Here is a 12,342-nt window from a genome sequence, read left to right on the forward strand (position 1 = left end):
TTCAACCACGGTTCTTCTGGTCGTTCGCCATCGCCGTCTGGAGATGTTGGCGGACGATGTCGCGCCACACTTTCAGAAGGCGACTGAACTGCTCAGGGTCTTTTTCGATCAAAGTTCGAACGGAATAGCCGCGGACCACGCTCAGCGTGAGTGACAGGATATCGCTGGCGAGCTGCTTGGGAACGCCCGACGACATCAGCGCTTCGAGCCAGGCAGCCTCGACCGAAAACCGGCTGGTGCGGGAGTTCCTGTACGTCTCGCGCTTGAGAATGCGCGAGTCGCTGTCCGCGCTCATTGCGATCGCGAGCTCGATGAAGAAATAGTCGCCGAAATAGAAATCCTGCGCGTCCTTGATGATCCCTTCGATCGGATCGTTTCCGCTGTTCTGGGCGAGGTGAGCCCGGCGGGCGCTCTCCACCAGCGAGACTTCGTTGACGTGCCTGATGACGGCGACAAGAAGATCGTGCTTGCTCTTGAAATGGTGCAGCAGGGCGCCGCGGGAGACGCCCGCGAGTTCGGCCACCTCAACCGTACGCAGGCCGCGCAACCCGTTGGCGCGGACAAGCTTCACCGCCGCCTCGATCAATTGGGTCTGCGTCGCTTCGCTGCGCTCCGCCTGGGTTCGTTTGGGGGCGTATTTCGGTTCGCTGGAGCTGTTTCGGCGCGATTGCAGCCGTTGCCGCGTTGCCGTGCGGGGCAGGGACGCCTGGCCTCCGCGCCCTTCTGGCTTCGTCTTGTCAGCATTCGACATAAACGTCCTCTTCGCTCAGTTTGACCCGGAAGGTCTTCAGCGCGACCGTGCAGGGCATGCCGGTCGGCTGCCCATTAGTGACGTCGAACGTGCCGAAGTGCCACGGGCACTCGACGATTTTCCCCGTCAGAATGCCCTCTTCCGACAGCGACGCCTCGCCATGGGTGCACAGATCGGCCGTGGCATAGATTGCTCCATCCACATTGTACACGGCGATATTAGTGCCATCCGGCAGCGTCGCCTGGCGGACCTCTCCCGGCGGGAACTCGTCGAGCCTTCCGATCAACACATCCTTGGTCATCGTCGTACTCATAGCATCGTGCTTCCGCCGTTCACGCTGATGACCTGGCCTGTGACGAACGAAGCTTCCCTGGAGGCCAGATAGCAGACCATGGAAGCCACTTCGTCCATCTCCCCGGGGCGTCCCATCGGCACGACGTCGATGAATTTCCGGATTGACTGCGGCGCCTTGGCGGCCGCGCGTTGCACCTGGGGCGTATTCACGATGCAGGGTGCAACGACATTGACGGTGATCTCGTCGGTCGCGAATTCGCGCGCCAGCCCGGTGGCGATGGCGTGAACGCCGCCTTTTGCCGCGTTGTAGGCAGCGTGGTCGTAAAGCCCGTTGCGGACGGAGTCGGCGCCGATATTGACGATCCGGCCGTAGCGCTTCGCCTTCATCACCGGCACGGCGTGCCACGTGCACCACAGCATTGTCCAAAGATTGCGATCGATGGTCGTCCGCAGCGTCTCCGGAGTATGCTCCAGGAACGGCTTGATGATGCCGCCGCCGGCATTGTTCACGAGGACGTCGATGGTGCCGAACGCCTTCACGGCATCGCCGATCAATCGGCCGGCGACATCTTCCTGCGAGAGATCGCCGCCTCGGATCAACGGCTTCTCGCGACAAAGCGAGGAGAGACCGTCGGCAGTGGTGGTCAACCCCTTCTCGTCCAGGTCCGAAAGGACCAGCCTGGCACCCTCTCTGGCAAAATGCTGTGCGATCACGGCGCCGATGCCGCTGGCGGCGCCGGTGATCACGACAACCTGTTCGGCAAATCGTTTTTCCATCGGAGCTGTCTCTCAGAGCACAATGGAAATCCGGCCATGGGGGCGCAGACCTTCACCCCCAAGCAGGCAACGTTTCTCGCCGATCCTTATCCTGTTGTCATCGACCTTCAGGCGGTAGTTGCTGGTGCCGAAGTAGAGATCGGTCGTACCGTCCTTGGTGCGGAAAGTCTGGAACACCGCGCTGACGTCCACGGTGCCTTCGTTGCGCCCGCGGATACGCACGTTGCCGACGATGCGGCTGGTCTTGGAGTGCGGGAATTCGGCGTGCGCGGTCCGTTTCATCAGGCGCTTCACTCTCTCACCCAACCGGAACCGGTCGTCCGCGATATAGAAAAGGTTGTTGTCCGCCGAGGCGTCGGGCGGAAGATCGGTGCAGGGGACCTCGTAGGTCGCATCATCCGTGAACAGCTCCAGCCATTCCGGCAGTCGCCATTGATCGAGCAGGTCTGCTTCGTGGAACAGGAAGTCTTCCACGTCGGATCGTTCGATTGCGCGCATGACGATCTCCTTTTAGGCCGCGACGTTCTTGATGCTGGAGACCGGAGCGGGGAACATCATGGCGTTCCACCGGGTCCAGAACGCGCGCATCTGAAGCTCATCGTTGTAGGCGGGACGCTCCTTGCCCATTCCCTTGGATATGTCGTTCCATTGCGCTTCTTTGGCGTTATTGAAGCCGCGCTGGCAATGTTCGAGCGCCTCGGCGTCGTCGGGCGTCGCGAAGCCGCCGGGCCCGAGAAATTCGAGAAAGTTGTTCAGGCGATATTTGCGAGCCCATGAGGTCTCGTCGTTCGCACCCAAAGCCCAGGCGCTGATGACCATGTAGTCGGCGGCCATCGGGAAGTAGGTGCGGACGGTCAGCGCCATGATGTCGTTGACGACGAGATTCGGGAAGATGAAGAGATTCCGGTTCTTGCAGGCAATGCGGTCGGCGCGTTCCTTGCCGAAGCGCTGGACCAGATTGTCGTAGAGGCGAGTGATTTCCTGCTTTCCGCTATCGCCCCACGCTGGAATCCACTGCGCGACCGGCCGGCCCCATGGCGCGCCGTATTCGAGAACGGCGTGACCGTTGCCGAGGTCGTAGCCATATCCGCCGCCGCCCATGCCGGTGGCGAGTCCATCCGTCGTATTCATCAGATAGTCGAAGTAACTCGCATGCGTAGTGGTCGCATGATAGCCATCGATGCTGTTCTCGGTGAGAAGCTTCCAGTTGGCCCGGATCGAGTATTCCTGGGTGCCGGCAATGATCGAGAGGCCCGCGTCGGTCTGATCGCAGATGAGATCGAGATATTCCTTCGCGCCGGCGAGGTAATCGACGAGGAGGACGATGTTCCTGTCGAAGGAGATGAAGCAGAAGTCACGGTAGGTCTCGAAGCGCGGAACCGCCTGCATGTTGGAGGATTCGCGATTCTTGAATCCTTCCGCATAGGCTTCCTCGCCGGGCTGGCTGCGCAGCTTGCCGTCGGCTCCGAACACCCATCCGTGGTAGAAGCACTGAAACGATTTCGCATTGCCTTTCCGCTCGCGGCAGACCTGCGCGCCGCGGTGAGGGCAGGTGTTGAGGAGCGCGCGAAGCGTTCCCTTGCTGTCGCGCGTGAACAGGATGCTGCGGCCGGCGACGGTCCGGCTTACGAAGTCGCCCGGCCTGGGAAGCTCGGATGCATGGCCGAGGTAGAGCCACGAGCGCTCGAACACGAGCTCCTTCTCCGCCTTGAAGATCTCGGGATCGGTGAAGTTGCGGCGAGCAACCTTGAAGATCTGCTGGGCGGGATCAACCAGAATCGCCGGTTGACGGTTGTCGGTCTGCATGTCGTTTCCTCCGTCTGCGCTCTTCATGAAGCGAGAGCTTGTTTCAAGTCGAAAGCGGGATTGGCGATATCAGATGGATTGACCCGCTTCCGGGAAGCGGCAAGCCTTCGCAACAGCGCCATGTCTTTTGGCGAACTCACCGTGACGCCACCGACCACTTCGCCGTCGCGGAGGCTGATGGTGGTGAAGCGTCCGCGCTCGACGTCGCCGCGCACGATCTCGTCGGCGCCGCCGGGATGGCCGATCACCTGGATGTTCGCCTCGAACTGATCCGACCAGAACCAGGGCGGCGCCTCGTAGCTGACATCCTGGCCGACCATGTTCCTCGCCGTCGCGATTGCCTGGTTTTGCGCATTGGCCCAGTTCTCCACGCGCATCCAGCGTCCGTGCCAGTCGCTCCATTGCTCGGCGACATCGCCGGCCGCGTAGACACCATCGATCTCGGTCATGCCGGAGGGGCCGACACGAATGCCCTGATCGACCGCGAGTCCCGCTTGGCGGGCGAGGTCTGCCGCTGGCTCAACGCCGACGCCGACGACGACAAGATCGGCTGGAACAATCCTTCCGTCGGACAACTGGATTCCGTTGGCCGTGGCGCCTACGATGGTCGCGTCGCAGCAGATGGCAACGCCGCGGTCGCTGTGCAGCCGCCTCAAATATCCGCTCAGCGCGGGCGAGCCGACCTGTGGCAACAGCCGGTCGGCCTTCTCCAGCACAGTGACCTCGCAGCCGCGGGCGATGGCTGCAGAGGCGACCTCGAGGCCGATCACGCCGCCGCCCACGAGCACCACCTTGGTGCCCTGCGTGAGATTGCGCCTGAGTTCGCGCGCATCGTCGATGCAGCGCAGGTAGCAGACGCGCAATCCGCAATTCTCGAGATCGCGCAATCGACGCGGCCGCGTGCCGGTCGCTAGCAGCAGACGATCGAATGAAATCTCGCGGCCGTCCGACAGCCCGATCGCTCGACGGTTCACATCAATTGCAATGGTCGGCGAGGAGGTGCTCAGCTCGATGTCGATCGCCGCCCAATCCTGCGAATTCCGGATGAAGCGCGGTTCTTCGTCCGCGTTGATCAGCATGGCCTTCGAAAGCTGCGGCCGTTCGTAGGGCGGATGTTGTTCTTCGCCCAATAAGGTGATCGGCCCGCGATGCCCGGCGGCCCGCAACGCCTCGGCTGCGCGCGCCCCGGCCTGGCCTGCGCCCACGATGACGATGCGTGTCCGGGATAAATCCAATGCGTTCACTCCCCTGAGCGGTTCTTTGCCGCTTGCGGCGCTCCTCTCGGCGGCGCTTGACAAGCAGGATAAAAACAATCATTCCTGTTTGTAAAGTAAATTATCCAACGCAGTTCGAAATGCGGTTCGCACCGGCATTCGGCAGCGCAGGGCTCAGGGAACGAAAGGAGGGTGCCATTGCCAGTGGTGGATGCCCATACGCATGTCGTGCCTGCACGGCTCCCGGCTGACGCCGCGCGCGATCGGCGGTGGCCGAGCGTGGAGCTTTCGGGCGACAAGGCCGCGGTGGTGATTGGCGGAAAGGTGTTCCGAAAGATCGACTCGCGCTCGTGGGACGTCGGGCGCAGGCTGGCGGACATGGAGGAGGATGGCACCACAATGCAGGTGCTCTCCCCGATGCCAGAGCTTCTGTCGCATTGGTTGCCGGCTCATGACGCCGAGCACCTCGCGGATACAATCAACGAGCACATCGCCGTGATGGTCAGCGAGGCTCCGCGCCGCTTCGCCGGAATCGGCATGGCCTGCGTTCAGGACGTGCCGCGCGCGCTGGCGCAGCTAGAGCGCATCAAGGCGCTTGGTCTTTCCGGCATCGAAATCGGAAGCCATGTCGATGGCGTCGCCCTCGGCAGCGAAGTGCTCCATCCGCTCTATGAGGCCGCAGAGGCGCTCGACCTCTGCATCTTCGTTCATCCATTGCATCCGGCCGGGCTGGAGCGGATCGGGGCGGGGCCCGAATTCGCGGCGACGGCGGCATTTCCGCTGGAGACTGCGCTGGCCGCAGTGTCGCTGCTTGCGGCCGGCGTTCTCGAGAAATTTCCCAAGCTCCGCATCCTGCTCAGCCACGGCGGCGGCGCGCTGCCCTGGATCCTGCCGCGGCTCGATTACGGCTGGTCGCTCGGCGGGGAGATGCAGAAACGGATGACGCGATCGCCAAGGGAAATCGCGCGCGGCTTCTTCTACGACTCGATTCTCTACGACGCCCCCGCGCTTCAATTCATGTCGTCGGTCGTGGGATCGGACCGCATCGTGGTCGGCTCCGACTATCCCTTCACCATTCGCCAAAAGCATCCCGGCGCATTTGCCCGCGCCGCGCTCCCGGATTGCCCGGGCGTTCTCGCCGACAACGCCTTCGCTTTCCTTGGCCGTGCTTTCGATCTGGAAATGCTGCATGCAGCAGCTAGCGATTGTCACTCCGTCGCGTCACAGCAGGCCTAGCGTCATGATTGCCTGCAGGTCGGTTCCACAGATGTGCCTGCTCGGTCCCGTTCCGCCGCGGACGCCCGGCCGCAGCGACGCGCAGGTCCCGTCCGACGCTGCGCTTGGCGTCAGCCGCTACGCGCGCATCTCCTATGTGTATTTCTACAGCGAGGACGAACCCGATGACGTCGCGTTCGGCCTGCTCGACGTGGAGATCGCCGTTCAGCGTCGGGGCCGCAACGAATTCGCCCTGGAGATCTACTGTATCGGCGACGGCTATCAGAGCGGGCACGGCTCGAGCGCGGCGGCACCGCTGACCGTGGAGCTCAAGGCCGGCAGCCGCACGGTGGCGACTGTGCGCTGGAACTATCCCGATGTGCTCAATGGCCACATGGATCCGCTGACATTCACCACGTCGATCACTTTGTCGGAAGCGGACTTCCAGGCGCTCGACCACGTCTATCTGCCCTCCGCTCGCGCCGAGGCGGTGATATGCCTGGAGTGAGCAAACGAGACAGGTCGATCATCATCGGCGCGCACAGTGTTTCGTGCGACGCGCTGCTCGTGCAGGGCAAGCGCGCGGCATCGGCGCTTGCGGCAGCGGGCGTCAACGAAGGCGATGCGATCGCGCTGCTGATCCGGAACGATCCGATCTATTTCGAAGTCATGCACGCCGCGTCCCTGCTTGGGGCCTATGTCGTGCCGCTCAACTGGCACAGCAGCGCGGACGAAATCCGCTACATTCTCGCCGATTGCGCGCCGCATGCGCTGATCGGCCATGCCGGCCTGCTGCAGGGAGTTGCGGCCGCAATTCCAGCGGACCTGCCGACGTTCTTTGCGACGCCTGCGGGCGTCGGCGTCGCGGCCGCGTCGGATGCTCCTTCGTGCGCCCGTGCCTGGGCTCCCTATCGGGACAGTTTTGCCGAATGGTCGGAACCGGCGCGCGCCCCGCGCGGGACCATGATCTACACCTCCGGCACCACCGGCCGACCGAAAGGCGTGCGTCGCGCGCCGATGAGCGCGGAGCAGGTCAAGAGGAATGCCGCCTTGCTGCGACAGATCTATGGCATTGAGGAAGGCATGCGCGCATTCGTGTGCGGCCCGCTCTATCATGCCTCTCCGGGGGCATTTGCCAGGCAGGCCTTTCAGCATGCCGACCTCGTGATCCTCCAGCACAATTTCGATCCCGAAGACTTGCTGAAGACGATCGAGGAACATCGCATCACCCATCTCACGATGGTGCCGACGATGTTTGTGCGCTTGCTTCGGCTCAGCGAGGAAGTGCGATCGCAGTACGACATTTCCTCCATTCGCTGGGCGACCCACACCGGCGCAGCATGCCCGCCCGACGTCAAGCGGCGCATGATCGAATGGTGGGGGCCGGTGATTCACGAAACCTACGGCGCAACCGAAACCGGGCCAGCGGTCGGCTGCAACTCCCACGAATGGCTTGCCCATCCGGGCACCGTCGGCAGGGCGATGCCGGGCACGACGCTACGCATCTACGACGACGAAGGCCGCGAGCTCGGCACCGGACAGATCGGGGAGATCTACCTGCGCACGGAAGCCTATGCCGATTTCACCTATCACGGCAGGCCGGAGCAACGCGACGAGATCGATCGTGGCGGGCTCGTGACCTGTGGCGACGTCGGCTACGTCGATGCCGACGGCTATCTGTTCATCTGTGATCGCAAGCGCGACATGGTCATCTCCGGCGGGGTCAACATCTATCCCGCAGAGATCGAGAATGTCCTGGTGAACTGTCCGGGCGTACGGGACTGCGCGGTGTTCGGCGCACCCGACGAGGAGTTCGGAGAAAGCCTGGTCGCTGCCATCGAAGCCGAGGGCGGGATTCGGCTCGGGGCCGAAGCCATCGCGACATTCCTGGAACGCCATATCGCCCGGTTCAAGATCCCGAAGCGGTTCGTGTTTCATGATGCGCTGCCGCGCGAGGCGAGCGGAAAAATCTTCAAGCGGAAACTGCGCGACGCCTATCTGCAGGCGCACGCGCAAGCCTGACAGAATTCATCATCGAAGTCGGAGATTAATAGTGGAACTGAAGGGTAAGCATGTCGATGTCGCGGGGACGCGCACGCATTACTATGACGTCGGGCAAGGAGAGCCCACCATCCTCATCCATGGCGGAGGCCCGGGCGCTTCCGGCCTGAGCAATTATCGCAAGAATGTCGAGGCTCTCGCCGCGCGCCGTCGCGTGATCGTGTTCGACCTTCCCGGATTTGGCGAGACCGAAGGGAAGCTGAAGGACGGCCCGATCTTCGAAGCGATGGGTGACTTCACCCGCGCGTTCATGGACGCGATCGACGTCAAGAAGGCGAGCTTCGTCGGCAATTCCCTCGGAGGCGCAACTTCGCTGATGGTGGCCTTGCGCGCGCCCGAACGGGTCAACCGGCTGGTGCTGATGGGGACCGGCGGAAGCCAGGCGATCTTCTCGCCGATGCCGACCGAAGGGCTGCGGCGGATGGCGATGTTCCATGCCGGCGAGGGGCCGACCTTGCAGAAGCTGAAGGGCGTGATCGATCTCCTGGTGTTCGACCAGTCCTCGATCACCGAAGAATTGCTCGCCGAGCGGCTCAAAGCCGCCACCCGCCCCGATGTCATCGACATCTTCAAGCGGCCGCCGCTCGATATCTGGCGTGAGAATCTCGCGGCGCTCAAGCACCGCACGCTTCTGATCTGGGGGCGCGAGGACCGCGTCGTGCCGCTCGATTCCAGCTTCATCCTGCTGAAGACCATGCCGAACGCGCAGCTTCACGTCTTCCCCAAATGCGGGCACTGGGCGCAGTGGGAGAAGGCCGACGAATTCAACGCGCTTGTCGCTGACTTCCTGGATCGGCCATGAGCAATATCGTTGAGAACATCGCGACACGCCTGCAGGAAGCGGAGGCGGCATGCCGCCCGATTGCGCCGATAGCGGGCGATATCGGCGAAGGGCGAGTGGAGGTGGCCTATGCGATTCAGGCCGAAGTCACCCGTCGCGGGATCGCCGGCGGCCGCCGGCTCGTGGGCCGCAAGATCGGCCTGACGTCCAAAGCCGTCCAGCAGCAGCTTGGAGTCGATCAGCCCGACTACGGCGCGCTGTTTGCCGACATGGAGATCCCGACCGGCGAACGGATCGAGGTCGCGCAACTGATCCAGCCGCGTGTCGAGGCGGAGGTGGCGCTCGTCCTGGAGCGGGATCTGGCTGACGATGACATCACCCTCGGCGAATTGATGCGATCGACGGCCTATGTCGTCTCCGCGCTCGAAGTGGTCGACAGCCGGATCCGCGATTGGAAGATCACGATCCTGGATACGGTGGCCGATAACGGCTCGAGCGCCCGCTATGTGCTCGGCGCCTCGCCGCGTCGCCTGACCGATGTCGATCTGGAAGCCTGCGGCATGACGATGACGCGCAATGGCGCGATCGTCTCCGTCGGCTGCGGCGCGGCCTGTCTCGGCCACCCCTTGCGCGCCGCGCTCTGGCTTGCCCGCACCATGGCAAAAGCCGGCCAACCGTTGCGGTGCGGTGATGTCGTGCTGACCGGCGCGCTGGGACCCGTGTCGCCGGTCTCCGCAGGCGAATTCTACGAAGCAAAAATCTCAGGATTCTCGCCCGTGAGCGTTTCGTTCGTTTAGCTCACCGGGCCTCATGCTGCCGGAGAGCAGCAGGCCCGTTGCAGCATCCACTTATAGCCAAAAATGAAAGGGGAGGAGCCGAAATGACATTGATCTCGCGGCGAACAACCATCGCCGGCCTCGGCGCAGCGGCACTCACGTGCGGTCGAGCGTCGCGCGCACGCGCTGCAAACAATTACGGGCCTGGTGTGACCGACACCGAAATCAAGCTCGGGACCACGGCGCCCTATAGCGGACCGGCGTCCGGCTACGGCGTCTACGGACAGGCACAGACGGCCTATTTTCAGATGGTCAACGACAATGGCGGCATCAACGGCCGGAAGGTCAACCTGGTTTCGCTGGATAATGCCTTTTCGCCGCCGAAAGCCGTCGAGCAGACGCGCAAGCTCGTGGAGTCGGAGGAAGTCTTCGCTATCGCCGGTTTCCTGGGAACGGCAACCAATGCAGCCGTACAAAAATATCTCAATGCGAAGAAGGTGCCGAGCCTGTTCCTGACATCAGGCGCCGAGCGCTTCAATGATCCGAAGGAGTTTCCCTGGATCGTTCCGTTCTACCCGATCTATGTCGCGCAAGGCGCGGCCTTGGCCACGTTCATTCTCAACGAAAAGCCGAACGCCAAAATCGCCGTCCAATATGTCAACGACGATCTCGGCAAGGACTTCCTTCGTGGCCTGAAGAAGGGGCTGGGCGGCAAGGCGAGCGCCATTGTCAAGGAGGTCAGTCACGAGATCACCGAGCCCACCATCGACAATCAGGTCGCCGATTGCAGGGCGACCGGTGCCGATGTGTTCGTCCAGTTGACCTATTCCAAATTTGCCGCGCAAGGCATCCGGAAGGTGGCGGCGATGGGCTGGAAGCCGCTGCACGTCGTCAATTCGAATTGCAGTTCGATCGGAGGCACGCTTGCCCCGGCCGGCCTCGACAACGCCAAGGGCTTGATCTCGGCATGGTGGGAGATCGTCGTGACCGATCCGAGACACCGGGACAAGCCAAGGGTGAAGGCCTATGTCGACTTCATGAAGAGATACATGCCCTCGGTCGGCATCGACGACAATACGGCGACGCCAGGCTACAACAACGCCTACATGATCGAGCAGGTTCTCAAGCGTTGCGGCAACGATCTGACGCGGGAAAACCTCTTGAAGCAGGCGACGTCGCTCAAGGGCGAACTGCCGCCGCTTTTCCTCGATGGCATCAAGGTGGAAAATTCTCCAACCGACTATCGCGCCATCCACAACTTGCAGATTTGCCGCTTCGATGGTGAGAACTGGATTCCCGTGGGCGACATGATCGATCTCGGTGCGATTGCGTCCTGAACCCTCACGAATCTCCGGGACGGCTGGGCGAGGGCGGCAAATGCCGCTCTCGCCTTTTTCTGATGGAGAAATTGCATTCGCGAGCAATGCTGCAAACGCCCGGATGGATCACTGAGCCGACAGCGGATCGCCTGCCAGTGTCCAGCTCTCTCCGTCGAAAATCGCGATCCGAAGCGTCTTGAACGGTGTGTAGTCGTCGGGATGCATGCTGATCGAGATGCCCGGAAGCATCATCGGCAGCCGTTCGCCATGGAGCGATGTCGCCTGGCGAATGAGATTGTCCCGCGTCAACTGATCGCCGCATTTCTTCAGGGCGAGCGTCACGGCATGCACGTTCATATAGGCGACCAGGACGGAGTAGTCATCCGGATTGGCCGACGACGCATACTTCTTCAGGAAGCTCTTGTAGGCCTTCACCTCTTCGTCATCGGCCCATGCCGGGTCGCCGGGCTGTTTGAGGAACTGCGTCGTGACCAGTCCTTTTGATGCCTCGAGGCCTGCCGGCTTCAGGATGGTCTCTACCGACGCCGTCGAGCCACCGATCACGTGGAGCGGATTCCACTTAAGCTCGTAGACTTTCCGTATCGATTGCGCGGCTGCCTTCGAGGACGATTGTTCGATCAGCGTGTCGATGCCGGCGGCTTTCAACTGAACGATTTGCGAATCGATCGTCGGATCGGCGAGTTCGTAGGAAACCGCCGTGACGATCTGCGCCGCCTTTTCGCCAAGCCCGGCCCGCAAGCCCTTGAGATAGTCCTTTCCGTAATCGTCATTCTGATACAGGACGCCGATCTTGGCGTCGGGTCTTGTCTTCGCGATATATTTGGCGACGACGCGGCCTTCCGTCTCGAAATCGGGATAGAGCGGCACGGTCCACGGGAAAGCCTTGGGATCGTTGAAGCGGCGTCCACCGGCGGTGATGAAAAGCTGCGGCACCTGTTTGGAGTTGAGATATTTCTGGATCGCAACATTCGGTGCCGTTCCGATGGTCCCGACCTCGGCCAGCACGCCGACGTCTTCTATGAGCTTGCGCGACTGCTCGACCGCCTTGGGCGCACTGTAGGCATTATCCAGTTGCGTAAAGCTGATCTTGCGTCCGTTGATCCCTCCTTGCGCGTTCAGCATCTCAAAATAGCCGACGACCGCCCGTCCTGCGCCGGCACCGAAAGCAGAGGCGGGACCGCTGAGCGGGGTTGATTGGCCAAGCTTGATCTCGGTATCGCTGGCTCCCGGGCTATAGGCTTTTTGCGCGTAAGCTGGTGTTGCGGCAAGAAGTGCGGATATGGCCACAGTGCGCCAAATCCGGTGGATGGTGCAGGTCAAGATCGTT

The 12,342-nt window shown here is 62.3% G+C and carries 13 protein-coding genes; 6 read left to right on the forward strand and 7 right to left on the reverse strand.

All coding sequences use genetic code 11. The features are described 5' to 3' along the window. Position 1 precedes the first annotated feature (1 nt). The 6 genes from OZ411_RS12840 to OZ411_RS12865 are packed head-to-tail and all read right to left on the reverse strand — an operon-like array spanning position 2 to position 4,863. Positions 2 to 751, reverse strand: a complete 750-nt coding sequence (locus OZ411_RS12840; protein WP_282528230.1) for a TetR/AcrR family transcriptional regulator — start codon at positions 749 to 751, stop codon at positions 2 to 4. Further along, the gene (locus tag OZ411_RS12845) at positions 738 to 1,064 is read right to left on the reverse strand and encodes a non-heme iron oxygenase ferredoxin subunit (RefSeq protein WP_282528231.1); all 327 of its coding nucleotides are present in this window, start codon (positions 1,062 to 1,064) and stop codon (positions 738 to 740) included. The genes OZ411_RS12840 and OZ411_RS12845 overlap by 14 nt, the downstream gene beginning before the upstream one ends. Further along, complete coding sequence (locus OZ411_RS12850) at positions 1,061 to 1,822, reverse strand: SDR family oxidoreductase (protein ID WP_282528232.1); 762 nt, start codon at positions 1,820 to 1,822, stop codon at positions 1,061 to 1,063. Before OZ411_RS12850 ends, OZ411_RS12845 begins: the two co-directional genes overlap by 4 nt. 12 nt (positions 1,823 to 1,834) lie before the next feature. Then, positions 1,835 to 2,320 carry an aromatic-ring-hydroxylating dioxygenase subunit beta gene (locus OZ411_RS12855; RefSeq protein ID WP_282528233.1) on the reverse strand — a complete coding sequence of 162 codons (486 nt, stop codon included), beginning with the start codon at positions 2,318 to 2,320 and terminating at the stop codon, positions 1,835 to 1,837. A gap of 12 nt (positions 2,321 to 2,332) precedes the next feature. Then, complete coding sequence (locus tag OZ411_RS12860; RefSeq protein ID WP_282528234.1) at positions 2,333 to 3,628, reverse strand: aromatic ring-hydroxylating dioxygenase subunit alpha; 1,296 nt, start codon at positions 3,626 to 3,628, stop codon at positions 2,333 to 2,335. Positions 3,629 to 3,651: 23 nt separating this feature from the next. Next, a complete protein-coding gene (locus tag OZ411_RS12865) occupies positions 3,652 to 4,863 on the reverse strand; it encodes an FAD-dependent oxidoreductase (RefSeq protein ID WP_282528235.1) in 1,212 nt (403 codons plus the stop codon). Between the two features lie 183 nt (positions 4,864 to 5,046). Between OZ411_RS12865 and OZ411_RS12870 the strand changes: the two genes are divergently transcribed. The 6 genes from OZ411_RS12870 (at position 5,047) to OZ411_RS12895 (ending at position 11,012) form a co-directional block, all read left to right on the forward strand. Continuing rightward, on the forward strand, positions 5,047 to 6,078 hold the full coding sequence (locus OZ411_RS12870) for an amidohydrolase family protein (RefSeq protein ID WP_282528294.1): 1,032 nt from the start codon (positions 5,047 to 5,049) through the stop codon (positions 6,076 to 6,078). Between the two features lie 4 nt (positions 6,079 to 6,082). Then, positions 6,083 to 6,565: a hypothetical protein gene (locus tag OZ411_RS12875; RefSeq protein WP_282528236.1), complete on the forward strand. Its 483-nt coding sequence runs from the start codon at positions 6,083 to 6,085 to the stop codon at positions 6,563 to 6,565. Beyond that, the gene (locus OZ411_RS12880) at positions 6,562 to 8,079 is read left to right on the forward strand and encodes an AMP-binding protein (RefSeq protein WP_282528237.1); all 1,518 of its coding nucleotides are present in this window, start codon (positions 6,562 to 6,564) and stop codon (positions 8,077 to 8,079) included. Before OZ411_RS12875 ends, OZ411_RS12880 begins: the two co-directional genes overlap by 4 nt. A 31-nt stretch (positions 8,080 to 8,110) precedes the next feature. Then, on the forward strand, positions 8,111 to 8,920 hold the full coding sequence (locus OZ411_RS12885; RefSeq protein WP_207230891.1) for an alpha/beta fold hydrolase: 810 nt from the start codon (positions 8,111 to 8,113) through the stop codon (positions 8,918 to 8,920). Then, entirely contained in the window at positions 8,917 to 9,696 is a 780-nt protein-coding gene (locus OZ411_RS12890) for a fumarylacetoacetate hydrolase family protein (protein ID WP_282528238.1), read from the forward strand. The genes OZ411_RS12885 and OZ411_RS12890 overlap by 4 nt, the downstream gene beginning before the upstream one ends. A gap of 83 nt (positions 9,697 to 9,779) precedes the next feature. After that, complete coding sequence (locus OZ411_RS12895) at positions 9,780 to 11,012, forward strand: ABC transporter substrate-binding protein (protein WP_282528239.1); 1,233 nt, start codon at positions 9,780 to 9,782, stop codon at positions 11,010 to 11,012. Between the two features lie 108 nt (positions 11,013 to 11,120). On the opposite strand, the gene OZ411_RS12900 is transcribed toward OZ411_RS12895, so the two are convergent. Further along, entirely contained in the window at positions 11,121 to 12,335 is a 1,215-nt protein-coding gene (locus OZ411_RS12900) for an ABC transporter substrate-binding protein (RefSeq protein ID WP_245475771.1), read from the reverse strand. Positions 12,336 to 12,342 lie beyond the last annotated feature (7 nt).

The sequence above is a fragment of the Bradyrhizobium sp. Arg237L genome (assembly GCF_029990105.1).
Taxonomy (GTDB): domain Bacteria; phylum Pseudomonadota; class Alphaproteobacteria; order Rhizobiales; family Xanthobacteraceae; genus Bradyrhizobium.